General features: G+C 68.5%; 22 protein-coding genes. 11 read left to right on the plus strand and 11 right to left on the minus strand.

What is annotated here, in order from left to right; genetic code table 11:
• Positions 1 to 236 precede the first annotated feature (236 nt).
• Complete coding sequence (locus tag O7631_RS18365; RefSeq protein ID WP_278145316.1) at positions 237 to 2,738, plus strand: DUF6185 family protein; 2,502 nt, start codon at positions 237 to 239, stop codon at positions 2,736 to 2,738.
• 462 nt (positions 2,739 to 3,200) lie between these two features.
• Here the strand turns inward: O7631_RS18365 and O7631_RS18370 are convergent, their stop codons facing one another.
• Both O7631_RS18370 and O7631_RS18375 read right to left on the minus strand, forming a co-directional pair.
• Entirely contained in the window at positions 3,201 to 4,061 is an 861-nt protein-coding gene (locus O7631_RS18370; protein ID WP_278145317.1) for an META domain-containing protein, read from the minus strand.
• A gap of 216 nt (positions 4,062 to 4,277) precedes the next feature.
• The gene (locus tag O7631_RS18375) at positions 4,278 to 5,342 is read right to left on the minus strand and encodes an alpha/beta hydrolase (RefSeq protein WP_347403512.1); all 1,065 of its coding nucleotides are present in this window, start codon (positions 5,340 to 5,342) and stop codon (positions 4,278 to 4,280) included.
• Between O7631_RS18375 and O7631_RS18380 the strand changes: the two genes are divergently transcribed.
• The 3 genes from O7631_RS18380 (at position 5,308) to O7631_RS18390 (ending at position 7,970) form a co-directional block, all read left to right on the plus strand.
• Positions 5,308 to 6,897, plus strand: a complete 1,590-nt coding sequence (locus tag O7631_RS18380) for a nucleotidyl transferase AbiEii/AbiGii toxin family protein (protein WP_278145319.1) — start codon at positions 5,308 to 5,310, stop codon at positions 6,895 to 6,897. The two genes, O7631_RS18375 and O7631_RS18380, sit on opposite strands and share 35 nt — an antisense overlap.
• 94 nt (positions 6,898 to 6,991) lie before the next feature.
• Positions 6,992 to 7,576 carry a transglutaminase family protein gene (locus O7631_RS18385; protein WP_278145320.1) on the plus strand — a complete coding sequence of 195 codons (585 nt, stop codon included), beginning with the start codon at positions 6,992 to 6,994 and terminating at the stop codon, positions 7,574 to 7,576.
• A gap of 94 nt (positions 7,577 to 7,670) precedes the next feature.
• Positions 7,671 to 7,970 carry a hypothetical protein gene (locus O7631_RS18390; protein ID WP_278145321.1) on the plus strand — a complete coding sequence of 100 codons (300 nt, stop codon included), beginning with the start codon at positions 7,671 to 7,673 and terminating at the stop codon, positions 7,968 to 7,970.
• A gap of 1,080 nt (positions 7,971 to 9,050) precedes the next feature.
• Here O7631_RS18390 and O7631_RS18395 read toward each other — a convergent pair.
• Entirely contained in the window at positions 9,051 to 9,680 is a 630-nt protein-coding gene (locus O7631_RS18395) for a VOC family protein (RefSeq protein WP_278145322.1), read from the minus strand.
• Between the two features lie 241 nt (positions 9,681 to 9,921).
• Between O7631_RS18395 and O7631_RS18400 the strand changes: the two genes are divergently transcribed.
• Both O7631_RS18400 and O7631_RS18405 read left to right on the plus strand, forming a co-directional pair.
• Positions 9,922 to 10,389, plus strand: a complete 468-nt coding sequence (locus O7631_RS18400; RefSeq protein WP_278145323.1) for a hypothetical protein — start codon at positions 9,922 to 9,924, stop codon at positions 10,387 to 10,389.
• An 83-nt stretch (positions 10,390 to 10,472) separates the two neighbouring features.
• Complete coding sequence (locus O7631_RS18405) at positions 10,473 to 12,506, plus strand: tetratricopeptide repeat protein (protein WP_278145324.1); 2,034 nt, start codon at positions 10,473 to 10,475, stop codon at positions 12,504 to 12,506.
• A gap of 53 nt (positions 12,507 to 12,559) precedes the next feature.
• Here the strand turns inward: O7631_RS18405 and O7631_RS18410 are convergent, their stop codons facing one another.
• The 6 genes from O7631_RS18410 to O7631_RS18435 all read right to left on the minus strand — a co-directional run bounded on the left by O7631_RS18410 (position 12,560) and on the right by O7631_RS18435 (position 17,206).
• Entirely contained in the window at positions 12,560 to 12,721 is a 162-nt protein-coding gene (locus tag O7631_RS18410) for a hypothetical protein (RefSeq protein ID WP_278145325.1), read from the minus strand.
• The gene (locus tag O7631_RS18415) at positions 12,718 to 13,119 is read right to left on the minus strand and encodes a DUF4260 domain-containing protein (RefSeq protein WP_278145326.1); all 402 of its coding nucleotides are present in this window, start codon (positions 13,117 to 13,119) and stop codon (positions 12,718 to 12,720) included. The genes O7631_RS18410 and O7631_RS18415 overlap by 4 nt, the downstream gene beginning before the upstream one ends.
• Positions 13,120 to 13,258: 139 nt before the next feature.
• Complete coding sequence (locus O7631_RS18420) at positions 13,259 to 13,528, minus strand: (4Fe-4S)-binding protein (protein WP_278145327.1); 270 nt, start codon at positions 13,526 to 13,528, stop codon at positions 13,259 to 13,261.
• A gap of 31 nt (positions 13,529 to 13,559) precedes the next feature.
• Positions 13,560 to 13,868 (minus strand): GNAT family N-acetyltransferase, encoded by a 309-nt coding sequence (locus O7631_RS18425; RefSeq protein WP_278145328.1) that lies wholly within the window; start codon positions 13,866 to 13,868, stop codon positions 13,560 to 13,562.
• A gap of 582 nt (positions 13,869 to 14,450) precedes the next feature.
• On the minus strand, positions 14,451 to 16,634 hold the full coding sequence (locus O7631_RS18430) for a hypothetical protein (RefSeq protein WP_278145329.1): 2,184 nt from the start codon (positions 16,632 to 16,634) through the stop codon (positions 14,451 to 14,453).
• 71 nt (positions 16,635 to 16,705) lie between these two features.
• Complete coding sequence (locus O7631_RS18435) at positions 16,706 to 17,206, minus strand: carboxylesterase family protein (RefSeq protein WP_278145330.1); 501 nt, start codon at positions 17,204 to 17,206, stop codon at positions 16,706 to 16,708.
• Positions 17,207 to 17,231: 25 nt separating this feature from the next.
• Here O7631_RS18435 and O7631_RS18440 point away from each other — a divergent pair, with 25 nt between their 5' ends.
• Both O7631_RS18440 and O7631_RS18445 read left to right on the plus strand, forming a co-directional pair.
• On the plus strand, positions 17,232 to 17,822 hold the full coding sequence (locus tag O7631_RS18440) for a hypothetical protein (protein ID WP_278145331.1): 591 nt from the start codon (positions 17,232 to 17,234) through the stop codon (positions 17,820 to 17,822).
• Complete coding sequence (locus tag O7631_RS18445) at positions 17,819 to 18,361, plus strand: DinB family protein (protein WP_278145332.1); 543 nt, start codon at positions 17,819 to 17,821, stop codon at positions 18,359 to 18,361. The genes O7631_RS18440 and O7631_RS18445 overlap by 4 nt, the downstream gene beginning before the upstream one ends.
• Positions 18,362 to 18,392: 31 nt before the next feature.
• Here O7631_RS18445 and O7631_RS18450 read toward each other — a convergent pair whose 3' ends face one another.
• Complete coding sequence (locus O7631_RS18450; RefSeq protein WP_278145333.1) at positions 18,393 to 19,256, minus strand: TIGR03620 family F420-dependent LLM class oxidoreductase; 864 nt, start codon at positions 19,254 to 19,256, stop codon at positions 18,393 to 18,395.
• Positions 19,257 to 19,305: 49 nt separating this feature from the next.
• Positions 19,306 to 20,148: a LysR family transcriptional regulator gene (locus O7631_RS18455; protein ID WP_278145334.1), complete on the minus strand. Its 843-nt coding sequence runs from the start codon at positions 20,146 to 20,148 to the stop codon at positions 19,306 to 19,308.
• Positions 20,149 to 20,220: 72 nt separating this feature from the next.
• Between O7631_RS18455 and O7631_RS18460 the strand changes: the two genes are divergently transcribed.
• From O7631_RS18460 to O7631_RS18470, 3 genes are all read left to right on the plus strand, one after another.
• On the plus strand, positions 20,221 to 21,426 hold the full coding sequence (locus O7631_RS18460; protein ID WP_278145335.1) for an MFS transporter: 1,206 nt from the start codon (positions 20,221 to 20,223) through the stop codon (positions 21,424 to 21,426).
• Between the two features lie 118 nt (positions 21,427 to 21,544).
• Positions 21,545 to 21,976, plus strand: coding sequence for a DUF6196 family protein (locus O7631_RS18465; protein WP_278145336.1), 432 nt, complete (start codon positions 21,545 to 21,547; stop codon positions 21,974 to 21,976).
• A gap of 117 nt (positions 21,977 to 22,093) precedes the next feature.
• On the plus strand, positions 22,094 to 23,323 hold the full coding sequence (locus O7631_RS18470) for a serine protease (protein ID WP_278145337.1): 1,230 nt from the start codon (positions 22,094 to 22,096) through the stop codon (positions 23,321 to 23,323).
• The last annotated feature ends 85 nt before the right edge of the window (positions 23,324 to 23,408 follow it).

The raw sequence follows: 23,408 nt of genomic DNA on the forward strand, positions 1-23,408 counted from the left end.
CCGGGCCGTCGGGGGACCGCAGATCCGCGATCCGGCTGGTCGCCTGTTGTTCTGCGGCGAGACTCGGCCAGGCTGGGTGGCCCACAACGGCCCGCACCATGTCGGCCCACCGTGTCGGTGTCGACGTGCGGTTGGGTCAGGGAGTACGGCGAGCGCGGCCGCGCGGGGACGGGTCACGCGCGAGGAGGCCGCCCGGAGTGCCGGGCGTGGCCGGCCGATTAGATAGCATCTGCTCGATGGACAGGCCGGGACGTCACCTTGTCGGATTCGTGGGCTTTCTCACTGCCGGCCTGCTGGCAGGGATGTGGCCCACCACATCCGCGTCGGCCGATCCCGCCGATCGGTGTGAGCCGGCCGGGCTCACCGGCACTACTACGGTCTCCACCCACCTGCGCATCGAAGCCCGCGATCTCAACCTGCCCAAGGCCACGAGCACCACGACGGTGCGGGTCCCGCAGGACTGGCCGCTCAGCATCGGCCTGAGCGCCAGCCCGGACTCGGAGATCCGCCGGCTGGCGATGCGATGCCTGCTGTCCTACGAACCGGCCGACATTTCGTGGTCCGAAAGTCGGGACCGGACCCCTGCGGTCTCGATCGCCGGCGGGTTCGTGTCCTTCACCGACGTCGTCTACGGCGACGTGCACTTCGACGAGCGGAACCCTGTACGGGTCGGGTCCTGGTCGATCACCACCTCGTCGACACCCTGGCGGGTCGAGCTACTCCGGTCACCGGTCTTGGAGAAGGTCACCTTCACGCAGGTCAGCGTCGAGCTGCCGGACTCGTGGGCGACCGGCGTGTTCCCCTGGCCGCCGACGGTGGCCGACTCGCGCGGCGCCACCTGGGAGAGACCCGCGTGGGACGCCGAGGTGCCCGGTGTCTTCGTCCAGCCGGACGCCCGGATTCTGAGTACCCACCTGTCCCAGCACGACGGCTGGCGATGGGCATCGGACGTGTCGTTCTGGGTGTTCGACGCGGCCCTGCTGATCTTGTTGATCGTGGCGCTGCGGCGGGTCCGCCGGCCAGGGCTGACCCGGCCGGCCCGTCGGGTGGCCCGCCTGATCCTGGCGGTCCCGGTGCTCACGGTGGCCGGATACGTCGGCGACGACTGGATCGGAGACGGCCCTGGCACCATCCCCTGGCACTGGTTCCACTACCTCACCACGGCACTGTGGAGTGTGACCCTGATCGTCGCGGCGTTGCTGCTGTGGCTGCCCAGACTGCTGGTCGGCTTCGTCACTGCCGTGCTGCTGGCGGTGTCCGGCATCGCGCCGCTGGTGGTGCGCGACGAGCCGGCCCAGTGGGACCTCCGGCTGGCCGGCGCAGCGGCGCTAACCCTGCTGGCATGCCTGGGGTTCGGATACGCGGTCCAGGCTGCGCTGCGGGGCCGCTTCCCGCAGCGGCTCACGACCCGGGCCTTCCTGCGGTCCCGTTCCGGCCGCTGGTCGCTGCTGCTGGCCGTGCCGGTCACCGTCGCCGTCCTGCTGCAGCGCTACCTCGACTCCGGAGCCGACTGGAAACGGCTCCGGTGGGTGCAGTTCCCGATCGACTCCCGGATGTCGGTCTTCGGCAACGACCTGGCGACGTACGCGAACGACCTGGTGAATTGGAATTACGGCTTCGCATACTTCCTGGCGGCGGTGCTGCTGGTACCACTGCTGCGCGACCTGCTCACCGATGACGACCTCATCCTGCCCCCGGGCGTCCGGGCCGTGGTCTGCCTCGGCTACGGGCTTGTCTGCCTTCCGCTCGGGGACGCCTGGGCGGGCTGGTGGTTCCCGTTCGGTCTCACCGTGGGCCTGGCCGGCCTGTTCGTGCTCACCGGGCCGGTCGGCCGGCTCAACGATCCGCTGTGGCGGGCACTGGCGGACGTCCCGCATGCGGTGCTCGTCGCCGGAGCGGACCGCTGGCGGACGGTGGAGAGCCGCGACGCTGCCCGGGAACGCGCCGTGAGTGCCGAGGGCGAGGCGACTCCCGGCGACGGCGGCCGGCGAACAGTCCCACTGATCGGCCGGCTGCACTGGTTAAGCCGGCCCACCCCGGTCGCCGAGCCGGAGCCAGCACCGGACGCACCCGCCGTGGCCCTCCCGGCCGGGGTGACACCCCTGGACGCGCTGTTCGCGGTCGGCCCGTACCGGTCGGCGTTTCGCAACGGCGTGGCCGGCGCGGTGGCCGCAACGCTGATCGGGCTCCCCGCCACCGCTTGGCTGCTGTGGGCGGACTGGACAACGTCGTCCTGGCTGCGCCCGGCCGATCAGATGATGCTGGTCACCGGGCTGCTGGGCGGTGTGGTCCTGGGGGTGCTGAACTGGACCGTGGGCGGCTTCGTCCTCGGCGTCCTGTGGCGGCGCCTGCCCGGCCGCCGAGGTCCGACCAAGTCGCTGGCCCTGACCGCTGTGTCGGTCCTGGCGTTCGGCGCCGACGCCGCGCTCAACGCGCTGATCGGCGAGCCGGTGGACCGATTGATCCTGCTGCGGTCCGCGCTGACGTTCGCGGTGCTGTCGCTGACCTCGATGTCGATGGATCTCAGAACGGTGCGGCAGCTCGGCACGGGCGCATTCTGGCCGGTGCGGATGCTGCTGATCGGGTACCGGATGGGCAATGCCACCGCGCAGGCGACCTTCGCGCTCGCCCAGCTCGCCTCGGTGCTGGCGATCTACAGCTACGTACGCAGCGGCGGCGACGCGCCACCGTTCCCCGGGATCGATCCGTTCAGCATCGGGAACCGTCAGGGCCCCTGAGCGCGACTCACGCGCCCGGGGCACTACCGGCGTCCGGACGTGCAGGAAGCCGTTGAGCATCACGCCGGGGGTCAGTGCGCCGACGATCGTGGTCAGGTCGGCGTCGAGCGTAGGGATTCGATTCGTATGTGGTGACGAACAGCGCCTGCATGTACTACCGCGGCGCGGCGTACGGCTCCTCGGCGCGGACCTCCGTGCAGATCGCCCGATGCGCGGGGACCTCCGGCACCGGCTAGATAGGAGTTGATGTTGGCGGGTTCCTCCCGCCGGGGTCTGACTCGGCCAGGCGCCGAGGTACAGGCCGGCGAACAGCTCCCCGTATCCGATCCGGCCTTCGCAGTCACGTCCGCAGCGGTAGCTGACGGCGAACATCGGCTACTGCAGTCGGCTGCGGCGTGCGGGCGTCGGGCCTCGTCTCCGGCGTGAATGGCTCCGGTTTCAGACCGTGCGTGACTGGTGCGTCTAGTTCTTGGGCTGCAGCCGGCCTGTCTCGTCGCCGTGGGCGTCGAGAAGCACGAGCACCTTGCCGTCGAGACCGGCTCGTCTGGCCGTCGTGACCCACTGTTCGATCGGCACGCTGTCGGTGCAGAACGCCAATGTGGCTGCTCGTGAGGTGGCGAGCAGGGTGCCGCCGGCGGCGGTGATCCACCGGCCGCTCTGGTCGTTGCAGCCGTCGGATCCGTGCCACTCCCCGTCGGCCGTGAACTCCACGTAGGCCGCCTTGTGTCCGCGCGTGGGCGCCCAACGGCCTGTTGGCTGGCGCTGGTCGGCGGGAACGAGCGTCGCCGGTAGCGCGACGGCTGGCGCCAGGGCCCGTCGCGCCTCGTCGGTGACCACCGGTGGCTTCAGCACGGAGTCGGCTGTGTCGGGTTCGGGAGTCGGTGTAGCTCCAGGGATCAGCCGGGCGACAGTTTGCCCTCGTCTGTCCAGGAGGACGGGCGACCCCGCCGCGTCGAACTGGTAGGCGGTCACGCTCCGCAGCCACCCGGGCGTCTCTTGACTGGCCTTCTCGCAGCCAGGAGTGCGTTCGACGGCGACAGCGGAAGCCGACCAGACGTCGGCGAGGAAGACGCCTTCGTCATTGGCCAACCAGGACCCGCCCAGGGTGCCGCAGTGGCTGCCGATCACGTGCAGCTCACTGTCCGCCAGGCGCAGGATCGTGCCCGCACCGGGGTCGGCGACGTCAGCGAGCGTCCAGGATCCGATCAGCATCTCCGGCGCCAGCGGTACCGTGGCCTCCGTGGTGCCGGTGATCGGCGGCTTGGGGTCTGCTGCCTGCGGGTGTCCCTGCCTCGCGCATCCGCTGAGCAGCAGAACGCCCATCACTACCACCGTCGCGAGGCGAACTTGCCGCGCTTTCTGGCTGTTCATCCTGGGGTCTCCCGGATCCTCCAGGCACCGGCGGGCCGGCGCTGTGGCATTCAGCGGACGACAGGTGCACTTCCTTTGTCAACGGCTGCTAGGAGTGTTGGATGCGCCCACGATCTCCCCGAAGGACGACTTGCGCACTGGTCCGGGCCGCTGACCTTGGCGCGAGGCTCAGGACAGAAAATCGTGCAGCGCTGCGGTCAGGTCGTCGGGGTTCTCCTCGGCGACGTGGTGGCCGGACTCGATCGAGTGGCCGCGGAGATCGGCAGCCCACGGGCGCCAGACGGCCAACGGGTCGCCGTACAGGTCTTCGATGTCATCGCGGGTCGACCAGAGCACGAGAGTTGGGCAGCGGACGACGCGGCCGTCACGCCGGTCGGCTTCCTCGTGTGCTCGGTCGACGCCGAGGCCGGCCCGGTAGTCCTCCAGCATGGCCCGCACGGTGGCCGCATCGTGGATGGCCTGCCGGAACTCCTGGTAGTTGGCGGCTCCCATGCTGTCGGGCCGGGCCTTACTGGCGTACCAGGCATCCGGGTCGGCGGCGATGGCGCGCTCCGGCTTGTCGGGCTGGGCAAAGAAGAACCAGTGGTACCAGTCGTGGGCGAACTTCGCGTCGCACCGGGCCAGAGCCTCACTGATGGGCACACCGTCGATGACCACCAGTTGGCTGACCGCATCGGGATGGTCCAGCGCCAGGCGTAACGCCACGTACGACCCACGGTCGTGACCGACCGTCGCGAACGTCAGATGGCCCAGTCCGCCCATCAGCTGGACCATGTCCGCGGCGACCACCCGCTTGGACTGCTGGGAGTGATCAGCGAGGATCTTCGCCTTGCCGGATCGCCCGTAGCCTCGCATGTCGGGACAGACGACGGTGAACCCGAGATCAACCAGCTGCGGCGCGACTCGATGCCACGTCGACCCCGTACGCGGATGTCCGTGAATGAGGAGGACCGCAGGTCCGCGCCCCGCGTACCGGACCCGGAGTTCCACCTCCCCGACATCGATCCGTTCGTCCTCGAAACCGTCGAACATGCGCGACAAGTATCCAGGCCCTCGCCGAGCAAACATCCACTCATCGCCGTGGCCGGGCACTGGACCTGGGCGGGAGTGACGCCCTAACACGCTCCGGTAAGGCTCTGCCCTGCCGCATCGGGTAATCGGGTTCTCCGGTCTGAGGGCCGTGCCATAAACTCCGCCGATGCTTGAGGTGTCGGGGGACTTCGAGATCCACATTACGGCTTACGCTTCCCAGGCCGAGAAGCTGCGGGCGTTCGCCGCCGAGCGCGATGTGAAGTTCGTCCATATCATGCTCGACCGTGGCGTGTATGCCTCGCAACCGATGCTCAGCCTGAACGGGCGAGGCACGTTGATCGAGCAGCAGGGCGCGGTGGAGCGTTGGCAACACGAGCTGCGTGAGGCGGGCATACACCCGTGCCGTTCGAAGATCGAGGCAGCGCCATGGTGTGCCGGCGTACCGCAATCGGATGAGCAGGCGGCGGCTGAGCCGGGTGGCCGGTACTTCGAACATCACGTCAAACTGCTGCTACCGAGTGCGGCGGTGGCGGATCTGATGGCTCTGACCGATCTGGTCGCGCCGCACGGCGCGCGACTGTCCCGCAACGCCCGTCGGCAGTTTGCCGACGGTGCGCAGGAGCGGTTCGTCAACCAGCGCTGTCACGGTGTTGGGCTCGTCACGGCCAGGCAGCGGTTGGATGAGCTTGTCGAGACCCTCCGGGTCGCGGGCCACGAGCCCACGACGGTCGAGCAGGAGTACGTCGTCTTCGACAGCCACCTCCCTTACGACGAGGGCTGGCTGGACTCGCCCGATCCGGGCAGCAGTTGGATGCTGGAGCACGAAAACAGGATGCTGGAGCACGAGAACAGGATGCGGTCCGCGCCGGCCGGCTCGCTGGACTACCCGCCGACCTACCAGCCACTGCCCGCCGGCTCGGCCGTGCGCCAGCGGGCGGCGTTCGACCCGGCCCTCAAGCAGTACGCGAATGCCTACCGTGCCGGTGAGCCCGACTTCCTTGTGGCGGCCACCGGCCAGCTGTGGACCGAAGCCCGACGCGCCGCCATGCAGCATGTCTTGGCTGCCATCGCCGCAACTCCCTCGGGTCAGCATCTGGTTCTGCGTGGCAGCGTCACCATGGCGGCCTGGGTCGGCGACGCCGCCCGCGAGCCGGGCGACCTCGACTTCGTCGTCACCCCACACACCATCACCAGCGACAGCACTGACGCCCGCACGCTGCTCGATGACATCAAGACCGCGATCCGAACCACAACGGGCGCCGGCGTACGACCAGACCGGATCGCCGAGTCCGCCATCTGGACCTACGAACGGGCGGACGGACGCCGCCTGCTCGTCCCGTTCAACACCCCGGAGGCACCGGAAGGCCACGTACAGATCGACATCGTCTTTGGCGAAGAACTTCCCCTCCCACCAGAGACGCTGATCCTGCCTGACGTCGACACGCCGGTACTGGCCGCGCCTGCCTCGCTGGCCCTGGCGTGGAAGCTGCTGTGGCTCGCCACCGACTCGTACCCGCAAGGCAAGGACCTCTACGACGCTGTCCTGCTTGCCGAACACACCACTGTCGACCAATCTCTCGTACGCGAGCTCATGCGCCCGGAACTCGGCGCTGAAGCCGATACCTTCGGCGCCGAGACCGTGCTGTCCTGGGAGGTCGACTGGTCCAACTTCACCGACGAGTACCCCGAAATCACGGGCAACGCCGAGCAGTGGACCAGGAGGCTCGCACTGGCCCTCGACCAGGCCTGGACCTGACCAAGCCAGGCCAGGTCGACAGGACTGGCACTCGCTTCATCCGGACGTCGTAACAGTTGGTAGCGCTGGACAAGCGGCGGGGAGAGGGACAGCTATGCGGCTGGTCACGGGCGACCCGATGAAGTATCTGGGCGGTGACATGATCGTCGAGGTCGACCATCCGGCAGTGCGGGCATTAGCCGGTGACCTACGCGCGGCGCATCCGGACGACGTCGACTTCATGCGGGCCGCCTTCGTCTGGGTTCGTGACCGGATCCGGCACTCCGTGGACGCCCAGGATCCGCGGATCACGGTCACCGCAAGCGAGGTGCTCAGCGCTGGCGTCGGCCTCTGCTATGCCAAGTCGCACCTGTTGGTGGCCGTGGCCCGGGCCGCCGGCGTCCCGGCAGGGTTGTGCTACCAACAGCTGACCGACGGGGGAGAGCCCTTCCTGCACGGCCTCGTTGCCGTATACCTCGCGGGCGACTGGCATCGCCAGGACCCGCGCGGCAACCGCACCGGCATCGACGCTCAGTTCCGGCTCGGGCGTGAGCAACTGGCCTACCCGATTACCGACGGATCGCCCGGTATCGACTTTCCTGAAGTGCTCGTGCGTCCCTCGCCCAACGTGATCGCAGCCCTGCGCGGTGCTCGAGACGCTCTTGAACTGTGCCGCTCCGGGTTGCCAGCCAGGCCCTAAGTCAGCACAGCGGATGCCAGCGATGGGACTTCGCGGCAACACACTGCGATCAATTCGCGAACCGGCACTTTGAGCGCCCCTGGAGGCGGTAGCTATGGATAGCGAGATCATGACCCGCGCCATCGTCGTCTGGACTGGATGGGGACGAACGCCGTGGCCCGACCGCGATGAGGTGTCGCTCGTAGCCGAGTTCGGACCTGAGCTCGCCGTCGGCGTCCTCTCAGAAGTCCGCCGGCTGGAGGACGAGTTCTATTCGTCCGAAGCAAGTCGGGCTGCCCTTGACCTGAAAGCGATGGGAGAGCAGGCCGCCGCCGAATTCCGTGAGACGCACCCCGAGATCGGGGAAGAGGCTGTGCAAGCCCTCGCCTGGAGTTACACGTTTGACTTCAAGTAGAGCGGGCCGCGCCCGGTCCGTCGGCGTGGACCGAGCGTCAGACCTGAATGAGAGGCGGTACCGGCGGCCGTCCACGCCGGTGGCGGACAGCGGCTCTACGTTCCGCTTCAACGTCTGACACTCGGGATGGGTGACGACAGGCGCGGGTAAGGCCGGACGTTCGTGGACAATCGGTGGACGCTTCGGACAGCTTTGCTCAGCTCTGCTGCTGGCGCAGCTCGTAGCCGACTGGTGGTTCCTGCACACCGAAGGCATCAGGCCCATCGTTGTCGATTGCAGTGCCCGATTGGTCGCCGTACCGTGACCAGATGTTCGAGGTCATGTTCGTGCTGGCCGCTCTGGTCGCTACCGTGCTCGGAATAGTGGCGGTGCGCCGAGCGCGGGTCAAGCGCTTGGAGGGGCCGGGGGTCAGTCCATACGCCGACGGATGGTGGGTTGCCGGCCACGGTCACAGGAGTGACGGTGACAGTGCCGACGGGAGCGGCGGGTGCGGAGGCGAGTGACCACTCGCGGCGATCTCACTGCTCTGGTGTCCTCATAGCTCGTAGCTCGTAGCCTTGACGCCCTACTTTGGGTTCAATGTTTCCGTGCCGGGGACGTGCCCCATATAACGGTTGATACCGCTACAGCGGCACTGTTGGCCGCCGCAGGAAGAACGCTCCGTGCTCACTCGCCACGGCAACACCAGCGGCGGCACCATCTCCCTGAGGTAGAGCCCTCTTGCGCTGAACCTGAGAGTTGAAGTGCATCGACAACGAGAGGTACAGGGTTGGACGAGCGTTCCGGTGAGCAGGAAGGACCGTCCGCAGACGCGCTCGTGAGCCGTGACAGATGGTTTGAGCAGTACGTCGAGGCGTTGAACCTGCGTTCTGTGGTGGCTGAAGCGGGTAGCGGAACGTACGCGTGTCCGTGCTGCCGGCATCCGACGCTCGAGGGGCGAGGTCACTTTCAGATCTGGTTCGCCTGTGGCTGGGAGGACGACGGCCAGGATGACGAAGACGCTGACACGGTGCGCAAAACATCAGGAGTACGCCCCGAATCCCGGCCCTACGCAGAGGACCGCTCCAACCGCGGGCAACGCTATTCGCGGCCGACCCAGGTTGCGACGCACGCCTCGTTGCCCTCGGCATCAGCCAGAACCCACCACATCGGCGCGTGCGCCTCGGAGACGAGGCGGCCGCCCGCGGCCAAGGCGGCGGCGATGCGGGCCTCGGCTTGATCGTGCGGGACGGCGATGTCGAGGTGCATGCGGTTGCGTTGTGAACGCGCCGCTTCCATCTTCTGCAACCCGAAGCCTGGTCCGCGACGTGCCGGGTCGCCCAGGTAGGTGTCGCCGATCTCGCGGTAACCGAGCAGCGCCCGCCAGAATGGCAGCACCTTCGCGGTGACGAGGACGTCGAGGGTGACGTTGATGAGCTGCACGGCGGTCGGGTCGGCGGGAATGTTCAGTGCCCTGGCGGCGGCCGAGATCTGCCGGGCCAGTTCGATGTCGCGCCGAGACAGGGACACTGTGACGCCGGTGTGGCGCAGGTCGATGCTGAGGTACCGCTGTTCGCTTTCGCCGGCGAGCTGACCGATCTCGTTGACGAGCGCGACGCCTTCGGCCAGCGAACCGGTCCGGAAATGGGCCGAGACCAGGTGGTAGAGGGACCGCCAGTCCTCGACACCGTCGGCATCGTGGAACTGCCTGGCGGTGATCTGCTCAGTCACGCTGGCGACGCTAACATCGGCGAGCTGGGCCGGGCATCAACCAGACAATCGAGGGGCGCGAGCTTCACGTCACCGACGGCGGACGTTGTGGGTGACAGCCGGGTGCCGCGTCGGGCGGTGAAGATCCCGTCCTGGGGTTGTCGGCGGCGACGTCGGTGACTGTGCTGACGCGGGTCCCTCACCTCGGCTGTGCCCTTCGAGAGGGCACTTCCGCGTGCAGCGTGGCTGGCATCATGACTGCATGCCGAGCGATATCTGGGTGTCGATGGTCTCGCTGGGTGGTGTGGCCCTCGGCGGTGTCCTGTCCTTCGGGGTGCAGCGTCAGACCCAGCGCTCGGCGGAGCGGGCCGAGGAACGGCGGCGGGGCCTTGCTCTGGCGGAGAGCCGTCGCGCGGAACGGCTCGCCCAGCTCGAGAGGTTCGTCGAGGTGACGGCTGAGGCGGAGCGGTGCGCCTTCAGCCGTCCGACGAGCTGGTCGGTCGGCGACGAGTGGCTCGTGACGACGCAGGCCGTGATGAACCGGGTCTGGGTTGCGGAGCGGCTGATCAGGTTGACGTTCCCGCTCGCGGTGCATGAGGCGGCGCGGGCCTACTTCCTCGATCTCAACCTCGTCGTCTGGGAAGGGCTGCCGGACGGGCAGAGCGTCCGGGACCATCTCGAAGCGAACCGCCTGGCATTCCTCGACGCGGCGCGGGTGGCTGTCGGTTGAGTGGGATCAGACGGCGTGGTGGCCCTCGTCGTGGCACCGGGGACGGAGACGGCGATCCTCGCCGGCCTGTTGCTCTGCTGCTGGTGACGGTATCGAGTCTGCTCTCAGTTGTGCTGGCTGTCGTGGTCAATGTCGCGACCGGCGGCGAGCTGCCCGAGCCGGTCGCGGCGTACGGATGGCTGGCCTGGCCCCTGGTCGTCGTCCTGACCCTGACCGGGGTCGGTCTCGCCCTGTGGCAGCACCGGCTGGGACAGACCAGCCCGCCTCCGGCGGCACCGGTTCCCCCGCCCGCGGACGACCCGGCTCCGCCGGGTGAACTTCCGGTCGCGCCTCAACTTGTCGGCCGCGAGGCGGAGCTGGCCGCTGTCGAGGAGCTGGTCGGGGCGGGAGCCCAGGTCGTCGCCGTCTGCGCGGCGGGGGGCACAGGAAAGTCGGCGCTGGCCCTGTCGTACGCCCATGGGGTCCGTGGTCACTTCCCGGACGGCCAGTTGTACGTGGCGCTGGGCGGGGCCAGCGCCACGCCGGTGCAACCTGAGGAAGCGTTGATCCGGTTGCTGCGGGCGGTCGGCCGCGACGCTGAGGAACGGCGGGGCACGCTCGACGAGTTGTCCGCACGCTTCCGGTCTGCGGTCGCCGACCGGCGGCTTCTCGTCCTGCTCGACGACGCCTTCGACGCGGCGCAGGTGCGACCGCTGATCCCGGCCGGCGCAGGTTGTCGCACAGTGGTCACGAGTCGCCGGCTGCTCGCCGATCTGCCCGGAGCCGCCGTTCTGACCCTCGACGCGCTACCGCCCGGGCAGGCACTGGAACTGTTGACCGCGACGGTCGGAGCGGACCGGGTCGTGGCCGACCCCTCGGGCGCACAGCGGCTGGTCGAGTTCTGCGCGGGGCTCCCGCTTGCGGTGCGCATCGTCGGATCCCGGCTCCGGGCCCGCCCCGGGTGGACTCCGTCCGCCCTCGCCGACCGCTTGGCGGACGAGAGTCGTCGGCTCGACGAGCTGCGGCTGGGCAGCGGGGCGATCAGGTCGACCTTCCAGTCCACGTACGACGAGTTGAGCGACGTGGAGCGCTTGGTGTTCCGACGAGCCGGGGCACATCCGGGTGTGTTGTTCGGTGTCGAGTCGGCGGCTCGTCGGTGCGGACTTGATCGGCGGGTGGTGCAGGATTCCCTGGACCGGTTGGTGGACGCCTTCCTGATCGAGGCGCCGACACCGTCGAGTTATCGGCTGCACGACCTCCTGCGGTTGTTCGCTGCCGAGATGCTTGAGCGGAAGGAGACGCCCGGCGACCGTGCTGCCTGTCTGGTCCGGCAGCTGGATTGGCTGCGGGACGTGGCCGTATCCGGCGGCGACGTCACGCATGAACGCGACAACATCCTGGCCGTGCTGCGCACGGCGGTTACGGAGGGGCTCACCGATCAGGCGTGGGCACTGGTGGAGGCGGTGCACCCGCCGCTGACCGCAGCCGACGACCACGTCTACCGGCTACAGCTGTGGCGGGTGGCCGAGCGAGCGGCAGCCGATGAGCGGAGAAGGGTGCGGGCATTGCGATGGGTCTCGCATTCCTACGGGTTGGCGGGTGAGGTCGAGCGTGAGCTGGCCACAGCGCAGGAAGCCGTCGCGGTCGCCGAGCGACTCGGCGATCCGGGAGAGCTGGCACAGACCACGCGCCGGCTGGGTGAGGCGCTGCGGGCGCACGGCCGTTCGGATGAGGCGGAGGGGCAGTTGCTCCGGGCCCTACGACTGTTCCAACGATCGCACGCCGTCGAGGAGGAGATCGAGGTTCGTTCCGCCCTGGGCGTCCTCTACAACACCCTTCGTCGTCCGGAGCGCAGCATTCCCATGCTGGAACGGGCGGCAGCGCTCCTTTCGGCGCCGGAGACGGCTCTGCACGGCTACGTGCTCCTGGGGTTGGCCGCAGGGCACAAGTTCGCCGGCCGCCCGACGGAGGCGTCTGCCCTGACGAGGCGGGCCTTCAGCGTTGCCGACCGTCTGGACGACGAGTTCCTCCGCGGATATTGCCTCCACGAGCGTGGCTGGCTCGCGGTGCAGGACGAGCGGCACCGTGACGCCGAGAAGGACTTCCGCGCGATGCTGGAGATCTTCCGGCGGATCTGACACGGTGCCGGGGTAGGAGCGGCGCACCAGGCCCTCGGATCAGTCGCTACCGCTCAGGGCCGTCGGGACGAGGCAGTGCAGGCGTTCCAGGCGGCGGTCAACGAGTACGAGAGGCTGGGCAACAGGAACCTCGCCGAGGAGGCCCGGAGTTCCCTGTCGGCGCTGGATTCGCCCTCCCGGAACCCGTCCGGCTCCTGATCCTGGAAGTCCCTCACCGTGGGTCAGGCCTTCTGGCCTTGCCGATCAGGCCGAGGTGGGTGTGTTCGAATCCTTCGGCGGTCTTGAGGCCGTAGCCGAGACCGCGATCGACGGCGATGTGGAACCCCCAGGCAAGGGCTAGAACGCCGAGCCAACCGATCGGTTCGCCGAACCCTGCCGCGGCCACGGCTACCACGCCCAGCACAGCCGGCAGCGTGTAGGAGTGCGCCAGGTTGTAGCAGAAGGCCCCGAGGCGTGGCCCGCGCAGGTAGCCGAGCATGGACAGGTCGAAGACGAGGAAGAGGGCGAGCAGCGACCACCACGGGTACCCGGCGGTGACGGTCACGACGACGGCGAGAGTCGCGACGGCGAGGCCCTCGACGCGCTGCACTGCGACCGGATTCAGATACCGCATCTCACACCTCGATGTCGGTCAGGGACATGGATAGGTTGTCGTCCCGTCGCTGGCCTGACTCCGGGATGAGGATAGACCGGCGGTGACGACTTCCGGGCTCCGTTGGTGGATACAGCGTCGTCGAAGGCGTCCAGCCGCCCTACGCGGTTGCGCCTGATCCGGGTACGGTCCGGGTCTCGGCCCCGCCGTCCACGAGTTCGTACTGCAGTGCCCCCGAGGGGCAGCGCCGCACCACTTCGGCCAGGCGCTCGGCCTCGGCGCCGTCGGGCCGAATCCACGGGCGCTGGCCCGGGGCGAAGACCTCCGGCAAGCCGCGGACGCACTCGGCGGCGTGCCGGCAACTCCTCGCCTCGAACGTGACAGTGATCCTCTGGCCTTCGTACGTCTTCTTTTCGGTTGCGCTGCTCATCGCGGCCTCCGTCGTCGCCATGCTCGGGCGTTCAGTCACTGACCCTGCTGTGGGCCTGGTACACCAGGTCCTGATACTCGGGGTGCCTGGCGATCCAACCCGCAATGAATGGGCAGGTGGCCAGGACCAGCAGGTGCGCGGCGCGCGCCTCGTCGAGGGCGGTGCGGGCCAGTGCAGCCCCGACGCCCCTGCCCTCGTACTCCGGCGAGACCTCGGTGTGCACGAACGCGACGAGTTCGGTGGTACGGATGTACTGCGCGACGCCTGCGATTGTGGACTCTCCGTCGACGCGGGCCTCATATCGCTTGGCCTCGGGGGCGTCGGTCACTCTCACTGCCATGTGTCCTCCATGAGTCGGTGGGTGGATCTCACGCCACGGTGGTGCGGTCTCGTTGATGCGTCACTCAGTGTCACAGGCCTCCTGAGCCGACCTGTTATCAGGACGCGTTGGGCAACGCGCCGCTGGACGTCGCCACGTTGTGCGGGCGCAACCATCTCCGCGTCGTCTCGGTGAAACGCGCGCTCCCAGCGGCCACCACCCAGTGTGCGTCAGCAACCGGCCGCGACCAGTGACACCGCGTCACGTGCGGTGATGACATGGCGTCACTACCGGATGGGCTGCATGCGCTGCGTGCCGCTCGGTGGAGGGTCTGCTCCGGGGGCGGCGGGTCATCACGTTCGGGACGAGCTGGTGCGCGTGCTCCGCGCACAACGAGCAGAAATTCGAGACGTTCTCTTCGAGAGTCTGGGCACAGCTGATGCCGCCGCCCTCGGCAGGATCAGTGCTCGTGTTGTTCGCGTGTTCGACCAGGCGGAAGCCTAGTGCGGACGCCACGGGGCGGTGTGGTGCTCTGCGCTGTCCGGTTGCTCTCGGGCGGGTGTGACGAAATGCGATGACAACGGTGGCTCGGGTCGGGTCAGATCACGGCGTGGCGGTGGTCGAGATAGGGCGAGACCTCCGGAGTCGCTCGGACAACTCGCAGACCGCCGCCTCGTATCGCTCGTCCGTCGTGCACGGCTGATGACCGCAGATCGGGGGCCATACCGTGTCGCGGCCTCGGGCTTCGAGATCCTGCGGATCCCGAAGCCGGCGGTCCACCTCGGACCGTTGCCGCAGCGCGTCGTCTGCCCCGGGTGCGGACGTGAAGATCCAACCGCCGATGGGATCGGTGTCACGCCACAGGTTCACCCAGCGCCAGCCCAGCCGGCGGCCGGCCTCGCTCAGCACATCCCTGCCCACGTACGCCGGGAACAGCGTGCTGTAGAGGCGTCTCAGCGGTGAACCGTGCGTCAGCAGGGCAACCTTGGAGAGCTCGGACGGCTCCAGTTGCAGGACGCTCGCCAGAGCGAGCACCGACCCGTGGCTGTGCGCCGCTATCAACACGTACCTTCCTTCCCGGACCAGCATGCTGATACGGGACGCGAGTTCGGGCACGGCGCGCTCGGCGTAACACGGTGGGGCGAAGGGGTGAGCGGCGCGCGGCCAGAACATCCCGAGGTCCCAGAGCGTACCGATATAGCGACGAAAAGTGGTCGTGCGGTTGGCCAAAAGCCCTCCGAGGAACAGGCCGAGAAACAGCAACGCCATGAGGTAGCTTCCCAATTGGGTGCCCGCGCTGACGAAATCGGACGGCAGGCTGACCAGGCCCTCCACGGCGACACTGGGCTGCAGCTCGTCCAGGGCCAGAGCGGTGAAACCCAGGCTCAGCGCGACGAGGCAGCAGTAGGTCAATCCGAGCGGACACAGTCGTTCCGTGAACTGCGCCCGGGCGATGGCGTCGCGCACTTGTGCCCGACGTCGGGCCGTCCCGGAATCTGCGTCAGGAAAGTCGTGCGCGACGATGTCGTCCGCTGTCCGCCGTCGGTTCCTCCGGCTGAACAGCACCATCACCGCACCCGCGACCGCTGCGCCGATGACCGAGACGAAAAACCCGAACATCGTCCATTTGTACGGCAGAACAGGGCTGGTGGGCAGCACGTCGGGGGTGGGCAGGTCTCGGTCGAGGTAGTCCGATACGCGGTAGTTGAATTCGGTGGCGAAGCTGACCGCCAGTCCCACCGCCAGACACGCGAACAGCGGCGCACCCGACCATCGCAGCCTCCTGAGGCTGCCGTCCCGACCCACCAGGGCGGCGATCCCGAGCAGCACGAGCAGGACGCCTTGCGTCCCGAACAGCAGGACGACCGCGACCTCGTGGCCGGGCAGTCCGTTTTCGGCGGGCCACCCGCCGCGGTCGAACGCGACCCGCCCGATGACGGCGATCGTCACCACCACGGCGGTCGACCGCAGCGTATGGACCATCACATCGACCACGGGGGTGCCGGCTACGGCGTCGATAACGGAGGGTACGCACACCAGTACGACAGTGACGACAAGGGTGAGCGCGGCGCCAAAGGTGAGCAGAACGTCGAGGAGGCTCGGTCCCCGCGCGACCCACAACGTCGCGATCAAGCTGAGATCGAGCACGGCGAGACCGGTCGCCACATGGATGGAGCGAAGTCGCACCACTCCCGGGGCGGCGTAACGTGTCCCGATCGCACCCAGAGCCGTGTCGGCCGGCTCACCCGTAGGTGGGATGAAGTTGGCATACCAGCGAGGGCACCGGGAGCCCACCAGCCACAACAGCCAGATCGCGGCGACGGGCACCAGCGACAACAGCGCGATGCGTAGTCCGACCGGTTGACCACCGAGCCAGGACAGCCAGGTCCGGCCGCCGAGGCAACTACCCAGGGACATGCACTTGCAGGCGAGCAGGTCCAACGCCACGCCGACGAAGGACAGGACGTACAGGGCCGTGAGGCTCAGGCCGACCAGCCTGCATCCCACCCAGACCACACCGCCGCTGACCTTCGCCCTCGGCCGCATCCAGGCCGCCACGTTGCATGCCATGAACGGCAACAGCAACACCAGCGACAGCGTCCTCGCGGCGGCCCCGCTGCGAAGATCGCTCCACCGGTAGGTCTCCAACACCACGCCGCAAGCGCCTCGGGAGTCACCGTAGCCTCTGCGGGGCCGGTAGAAGCCGCCCTTGCTGTCGCCGGCGACCCGCTGCACATGCGGCCGATCCAGGATGTCATCCGCGTCAGCACCCATCACGCCGTGCACCCGCAACTCAACGACGTCACCGGGCGGGTGGCACTCACCCTGTGCACGGCGCGGCGATGATTCCGGCATTCCTACCTCGCAGGCTGGGACAGGCCTCGGAGCGAAGCGCTGGCCAGCCGCGCATACCCGAACGGGCCGATTCCAGACGAGGGACCCCCACCGCCCTTCGTCTTGTCGTATGCGTACGCGACCTCGGCGCCGTGGTAGGCGCCGTACTCCTCAAGACCCTTCTCGGGAGGGGTGTGTGAGAAGAAGTAGAGGTAGGCGTCCGAATCGCCCGTCTGCGTCTGCAACTGAGCCCAGCGCCGCATGGCACGGGGCATGATCTTGTCGGTCTCGGCCTGCAGGCGCGACTCCAGAACCTGCTCCGCGGTGTCCCCTGGATACAGATCGAGGAACGGATCCGCTTCCTCACCGTATGTTTCGCGTGCGGACGCCTGGTACTCGTCGACGTCAGTGTCCGGTGGGCTGGCCAGCGCGAGCGAGGCCTCGTCCGCGTTGCTGCCGACCAGGGTCGGCACGTCCAGTTGCTTCCCGGACGCGTAGGTCTCCGCCGGCGATTGCTCGAGCACGTGACCGTCGACGGAGGGTTGCCCAGTGCGCATCGAACTCGCCCGCCGCGTCCACGAGGCACTCGACGGGCATCTCGCGCATTTTTTCGATGGTCGCCCCGCCCAGGTGCTCGCTCAGGCGGCGGCCGGCATCCTCGGCCGCCTCGCGCATGTCAGTCTGGTCGCCGCGCTCGGTGTTCCCCGTGGTGCCCATGTACGCTCCGCTGCCGGCGCCAGGGCGGTTCGCGACGCCACGAACAACCATTATGAAGTGTTGCGAACGTTGCCCGGCACTCTCGTGGCCGAAGCCACGTCAACCGCGGCTCCACCTGTCACAAAACAGGTGCTGCCACTCCTCGAAGACATCAAACGGAATTGCATGCCGGTTCGGCCGATCCTGGGAGGTGATGGTTCAACAGGCTTGGCCAGGACATCGAGGGTGCTGGGCCTGGCAATGAAGCGGTACGGGCGTTGGTCTCAGCGGGAAGCGCCCCTGATTCGTCGCCGATTCACTCTCGGGCAGCTATTGCCGATGGCCATCAGGAGCCGTCCTGTCGTCGGTCGAGCTGTCCTGCCGCCGACGGCGTCCACGAGGGTCGGCAGCCAGAGCTGGTTTGTGTGTACCGTGCGGCAGTGACACGAAGCGAGCGACTCGCGGACCAGATGGACCGGCACTGGCACAAAAATCTGTGGCCGCGGTTGCAGGGCCTTACCGATGAGGAGTACTTCTGGGAGCCGGTGCGCGGCTGCTGGAGCATCCGCCCACGTGGCACGTCGCCAGCAGCGATGTCGGTAGGTTCGGGCGACTGGACGATGGACGTCGCGTCCCCTGCTCCGGTGCCGGCACCGGTGACCACGATTGCCTGGCGGCTCGCGCACATCGTCGTCTCCTGCCTGGGTTATCGGGTCGGGTGGCACTTCGGCGGCCAGGACGTCGACTCGCAGACGTTTCCCTACGCGGGGACCGCTGCCGAGGCGCTGAAACAGCTCGACGAGATGTACGGCAGATGGAACGCGGGGGTCCGCCAACTCTCGGACGATGACGTGGAGAACCCGCCCAGGAATGGTCCCGAGCGGTTTCCCCTGGAGGGCATCGTCCTGCACGTCAACAGGGAGCTGATCCACCACGGTGCCGAGATTTCCCTGCTGCGCGACCTCTACCGCTGGCAGGACTGAAGGCACCCGGCGGACGTGGGTTGTTCAGGAGTCAGATCAGGGCCGCGGCGAGAGCGCGGAACGCGTCGGCGGGGAACGTCGTGGCGTCGCCGCCGTTGAGCACCTGGATCGCCACCTCGTCCGCGCCGGCCTGGTAGTGCTTCTCCAGCCCGGCAGCCACCTTCTCGACGGTGCCCCAGGGGATCAGGGCGTCGATGAGGCGGTCGCTGCCGCCGCCGGCGAAGTCCTCGTCGGTCCAGCCGAATCGCCGCAGGTTGTTGGTGTAGTTCGGCAGCGCGAGGTAGAGGTTCGTGTACTGCCGGGCGGTGGCGCGCGCGGTGGTGGCGTCGGCGTCCAGGACCACCGCGACCTCGGGGGCGAGCAGCCGGTCGGGGCCGATTGCCGCCCGGGCCTCGACGGTGTGCTCGGCCGGGACGAAGTACGGGTGTGCTCCGGCGGAACGGTCGCGGGAGAGGTCGAGCATCCGCGGGCCCAGTGCGGCCAGGATCCGTCGCTCGGGCGGAACTCCGGCCGCGTCGAGGCCGTCCAGGTAGGTCACCATTCTTGAGTACGGCTTGCGATAGTCGGTGCCGCTGCCCTCCACCAGCACCGCGTGGCTGGCGCCGAGACCGAGCAGGAACCGGCCGGGATGCGCCAGCTGCGCGTCCTGGACGAACGCCGCCACCTCGGGGGGCGACGAGTGCCAGATGCTCACGATGCCGGACGCGACCCCGATGGTCGTCGTGCCGTCCAGGATCTCCCGGAAGCGCGGGGCGACGTTCTCGCCGAAGCCGCCGGAGAACCAGATCCGTGAATAGCCGAGTTCTTCCAACTCGGTCGCGGCATCGACGGCAGCGCCGCGACTCTCGCTGGACAGAAAGAACGGTTGCCACACGCTGACGAGTCGTTGTGCCATACCGGAACCCTACGACCCCTCAGCCGCTGACGGCACTGTCGCCACGTGCTCAGACGATGCGACGCAGCGCCGTCTCCACCGCGTCGACCAGCGGATCACCCTCGGTCCGGGGGTGCCGGGCGAGACCGAACTCGACATCCGGCAGGACGGGCAGGGCACCCGCATCGCGGCAGATCATGCCCGGTTCGAGGTTCGCGGGCATGAGCGCCGCGACGCCGAGCCCGGCGCGTACCGCGGCCAGCACCCCGACCAGGCTGTTGCTCTCGAAGGCCACCCGCCACCGTCGGCCGGCGCGTTCGAGTGTGTCCAGTACGGACGTACGCCAGGAGCACGGGTTGGAGAACAGCACCACCGGCAGTGGATCGGCGGCCACGTCCACACCCTGACCGGTCGCCCAGACCAGCGGGGCGCGCACCGTCCAGCGTGGTGGCCCGGGAATGTCCGGAACCGCGTCGAGCACGAGTTGTACGCGGCCCGCGTCGTAGGCCTCCCGCATGGCGGCGTTGGAACAGCTGAGCACCTCCAGCGTCGCGCCCGGATGTAGGCGGGCAAGGTCGGCGAGGGCCTGCGGGAGGTGGGACGCGGCGAGGTCTTCGAGCAGCCCGACGCCGCAGTGGCCGGTGAGCGCGCCGCCGGTTTCGGCGAGTGCCTGGGCGGCGAGCGAAAGGATGCGTTCGGCGTACGGCAGGAGTTCTTCGCCCGCCCGGGTCGGCGAGACACCGGACGACGACCGGTGCAGCAGCGGACGGCCGACGGTGCTCTCGAGCTTGCGTAGCTGCTGGCTGAGACCGGGTTGGCTGTGCCCGAGGGCGGTCGCGGCGCGGCTGATGCTGCCCTCCCGCACGGCGGCGACGAACGACCGTAGGAGGGCCGTTTCCAGGTCCCTTGCCATAAGCATTCATTATGCCGGCCTGAAGAAGATGGCGTCTTCTTATGGGGCGCTAGCGGAATTAGCGTCATCTGGGTGACCGGATACCGGCAGGTGCTCGCGGTGCCAGGGATGGCGCCGCTGCTGGGCGTCTCGCTGATCGCCCGCACCGCGATAACGGCGGATGTGATGGCGCTGACCCTCTTCGTCGTCCTCGGCCTGAAGTTGAACTACGCGGCGGCGGGTGGTGTGGCGGCGGCCCTGACGGCCGGAGTGGCGCTGGGCGGGCCGCTGCTCGGTCGCATGATCGACTCGCGGGGTCTGCGCCTCGTCCTGCTGGTGACCGTCACCGTGCAGGCCGTGTTCTGGCTGAGCGTGCCGGTCCTGTCGTACGGGCTCCTGCTGGTCGCCAGCTTTGTGGCGGGCCTGCTGATGGTGCCGGCCCAGGCGCTGAGCAGACAGGCGATCGCCGCGATGACGACGCCGGAGCAGCGCCGGGCCGCGTTCGCGCTGGAATCGGTGCAGGGCGAGCTGTCGTACATCGTGGGGCCGGCGGTGGTGATTCTCGGCGCGGCCACGGTGTCTCCCGAGGTGGTGGCGTGGGGGGTCGGCGCCGCCATCTTCGCCGGCGGTGTCGGCATCGCCGTGCTCAACCCGCCCCTGCACGCCGAGGAGGAGGCGGACGCCGCGGCGGCGGAACGCCCGCGACGGAGGCAGTGGCTGAGGGGCACGATGATCGCCGCGTTGCTCATGGCATTCGGGACGACGACCCTGCTCAGTGGCGTCGACCTCGCCATCGTCGCCACGTTGCGGGAGGCAGGTCAGGTGTCCTGGGCCGCCGTCGTCGTCGTGGTGTTCGGCGTGTCGTCCGTCATCGGCGGCCTGATCTACGGCGTGCTGACCCGACCATTGCCCACCTGGTTGCTGCTCGGCCTGCTCGGGCTCGTGACGATTCCCGCCGGGCTGGCCCACGACTGGCCCTGGCTGTGTGTGGCCGTTGTCGGCAGCGGCCTACTCACCGCGCCGACCCTTGCCAGGGTGGCCGACGCGGTGAGCCGGCTGGCGCCACCCGCTGTGCGAGGTGAGGTCATCGGTCTGCAGTCGTCGGCACAGAGCGCCGGCTTCGCGCTCGGAGCCCCGCTCGTCGGCGTGGCGATCGACCTCACCGCGCCGGCAGGCGGTTTCGCGGCGGCCGGGCTCGCCGGCCTCACCGCCGCGGTGGCCGGATGTCTCCTGGCTCGCCGCTCGCCCGCGCGGACGGCGGTGCCGCAGCACGCCGGTCCGGCCGGTCTCGGGTATTGAGCGGGGCGAGGCCATGATCGGACAAGCCAGCCCGTAGGTCGTCACCAGCGGCGACCCAGCTCCGGGCGGTGTGTCGAGGGCGACTGCGGTGGCCGGCGTCATCGGGCAAGATCGTCGCATGGTGAGCATCAGCCAGGAGTCCCATGACGAGACCGAGCAGCGTCTTCGCCGGGTCATCGTGGCCGCGGAACTGGTCATGTTCGATGGTGAGTGGTCGTTCTTCGAGGCGCCACTGAGTCAGCCACCGACCTTGACGGCCGACCTGCTGGCCGTCGTGCGCGACGAGGACCGGTGGTCCTGGCTGGCGCCGGGCGGCGCGACCGACGGTGAGCGCTTCGCGGTGTTCTCGTTCCACTTCCCGCCCGACGTGGACAACAGCGGGTTCGTCGGATGGCTGGCCACCGAGTTCAAACGCCGGCTGGGCACCGGCGTGTTCGTCATCTGTGGTCAGAACAGCGACCGCGGTGGCATCTACGACTACTGGGGCTGCCCGGCGCAGGTCCGCGCCCAGGCCATACAGGTCCTCGACGAGCTGCGCGCGGTCCGGTAGACAGAGCGAGCTGCGCGACCTACCGCTATGACATAGATGAGATTACATGTCTTGCGTGATCTCAGGTATGAAGACCGAAGGCACGTCTCGGTGCTGATTCCTGAGAGGGAGCGACAGATGAAACATGCCCCGCGCCGCCTCCGAACGGGCGCAGTCGCGCTCGCTGCCTGCACACTCGGGCTGAGCCTCCTGTCGGTACCCGCCGCCGAGGCGTACCCGGTCGCCCCTGTCGCGCCACAATCCCAGCGGGCACCGGAATCGAACCAGTTCTCGGCAGAGGGGGTGACCACGGTCGGTGAACTCCGTACCCTCGACAGCTCCCTGTCCTACGCCCCCAACGGCGGGACGCAGATCATCCAGCACCCGGGCGCCACCTACGTCAAGGTTCACTTCAGCGCGCTGCGACTGGCCGAAGGCGACTACGTCACCGTGTCGAGCCGCGACGGCAAGGAGAGCTACCGGTACGACCGCCACCTGAACCGGGCGACCGGTTCGGACTACACCACCGACGGGCAGCCGGGTTTCTGGGCGATGTCGGTGGAGGGCGACACCGCGGTGGTGACACTGCACAGCAGCCGCTCCGCACGTGGCAGCGCCGCCACCATCGACCGGTTCTGGCGCGGATACGACCGCAGCGAGATCGCCGCGCACAACTTCTCGACCCAGTCCGTGTGCAGCACCGACGCCCGCCGGGACGTGGTCTGCTACCAGAACAGCCACCCCACCGAGTACGCCCGAGGCAGGGCGGTGGCGCGGTTGCTGATCAGCGGCGGCGGACTGTGCACCACCTGGCGGGTCGGCAACACCAACCGGATGCTGACGAACAAGCACTGCTTCGAGACGCAGTCCGCCGTGAGCGGCAGCGAGATGCAGTTCAACTACCAGTGCGCCACCTGCGGCGGCGGGAATCCCGGTGCCGGCACCAAGGTCAGCGGTGCCACCCTCTACAGGGTGAGCAGCGGCGGCTCCAGCCAGTTGGACTACGCCCTGTTCTCGGTGAACAACTTCGCCGCCATCCAGGGATTCGGCACGCTGTACCTGGCAACTGCCGCCACCAGCAACGGCACCCGGATCTACATCCCCGGGCACGGCGATGGCACCGCGAAGCGGCTGTCGATCTTCGAGGACACCCAGAACGGCGCGACCTGCGCCGTCCGCAACGCGAACTACAACACCTACAACATCAGTTACAGCTGTGACACCTCCGGCGGCAACTCGGGTTCACCAGTGCTGAACGCCAGCCACCGTGTGATCGCCCTGCACCACCTCGGCGGTTGTCCGTCGAACCAGGGCGCGAAGGCGCACCTGATCTACAACGAGATCGCCAGCCTGATCGACAACGGCTGAGACGGTGGGCCGCCGATGCGCACTGCGCACCGGCGGCCCATCGGCGACCTCAACCTGGGCGACGGCGTCACGGGACGATGCCGTC

Source organism: Micromonospora sp. WMMD967 (assembly GCF_029626165.1).
GTDB lineage: Bacteria > Actinomycetota > Actinomycetes > Mycobacteriales > Micromonosporaceae > Micromonospora > Micromonospora taraxaci.

Excerpts from the sequence above, each read along its gene's own strand:
- O7631_RS18365 (WP_278145316.1), top strand. The coding sequence starts at position 237 with ATGGACAGGCCGGGACGTCACCTTGTCGGATTCGTGGGCTTTCTCACT.
- O7631_RS18370 (WP_278145317.1), bottom strand. The coding sequence starts at position 4,061 with ATGGGCGTTCTGCTGCTCAGCGGATGCGCGAGGCAGGGACACCCGCAG.
- O7631_RS18380 (WP_278145319.1), top strand. The coding sequence starts at position 5,308 with ATGCTTGAGGTGTCGGGGGACTTCGAGATCCACATTACGGCTTACGCT.
- O7631_RS18375 (WP_347403512.1), bottom strand. The coding sequence starts at position 5,342 with ATGTGGATCTCGAAGTCCCCCGACACCTCAAGCATCGGCGGAGTTTAT.
- O7631_RS18385 (WP_278145320.1), top strand. The coding sequence starts at position 6,992 with ATGCGGCTGGTCACGGGCGACCCGATGAAGTATCTGGGCGGTGACATG.
- O7631_RS18390 (WP_278145321.1), top strand. The coding sequence starts at position 7,671 with ATGGATAGCGAGATCATGACCCGCGCCATCGTCGTCTGGACTGGATGG.
- O7631_RS18400 (WP_278145323.1), top strand. The coding sequence starts at position 9,922 with ATGCCGAGCGATATCTGGGTGTCGATGGTCTCGCTGGGTGGTGTGGCC.
- O7631_RS18415 (WP_278145326.1), bottom strand. The coding sequence starts at position 13,119 with ATGCGGTATCTGAATCCGGTCGCAGTGCAGCGCGTCGAGGGCCTCGCC.
- O7631_RS18420 (WP_278145327.1), bottom strand. The coding sequence starts at position 13,528 with ATGAGCAGCGCAACCGAAAAGAAGACGTACGAAGGCCAGAGGATCACT.
- O7631_RS18425 (WP_278145328.1), bottom strand. The coding sequence starts at position 13,868 with ATGGCAGTGAGAGTGACCGACGCCCCCGAGGCCAAGCGATATGAGGCC.
- O7631_RS18450 (WP_278145333.1), bottom strand. The coding sequence starts at position 19,256 with ATGGCACAACGACTCGTCAGCGTGTGGCAACCGTTCTTTCTGTCCAGC.
- O7631_RS18455 (WP_278145334.1), bottom strand. The coding sequence starts at position 20,148 with ATGGCAAGGGACCTGGAAACGGCCCTCCTACGGTCGTTCGTCGCCGCC.
- O7631_RS18465 (WP_278145336.1), top strand. The coding sequence starts at position 21,545 with ATGGTGAGCATCAGCCAGGAGTCCCATGACGAGACCGAGCAGCGTCTT.
- O7631_RS18470 (WP_278145337.1), top strand. The coding sequence starts at position 22,094 with ATGAAACATGCCCCGCGCCGCCTCCGAACGGGCGCAGTCGCGCTCGCT.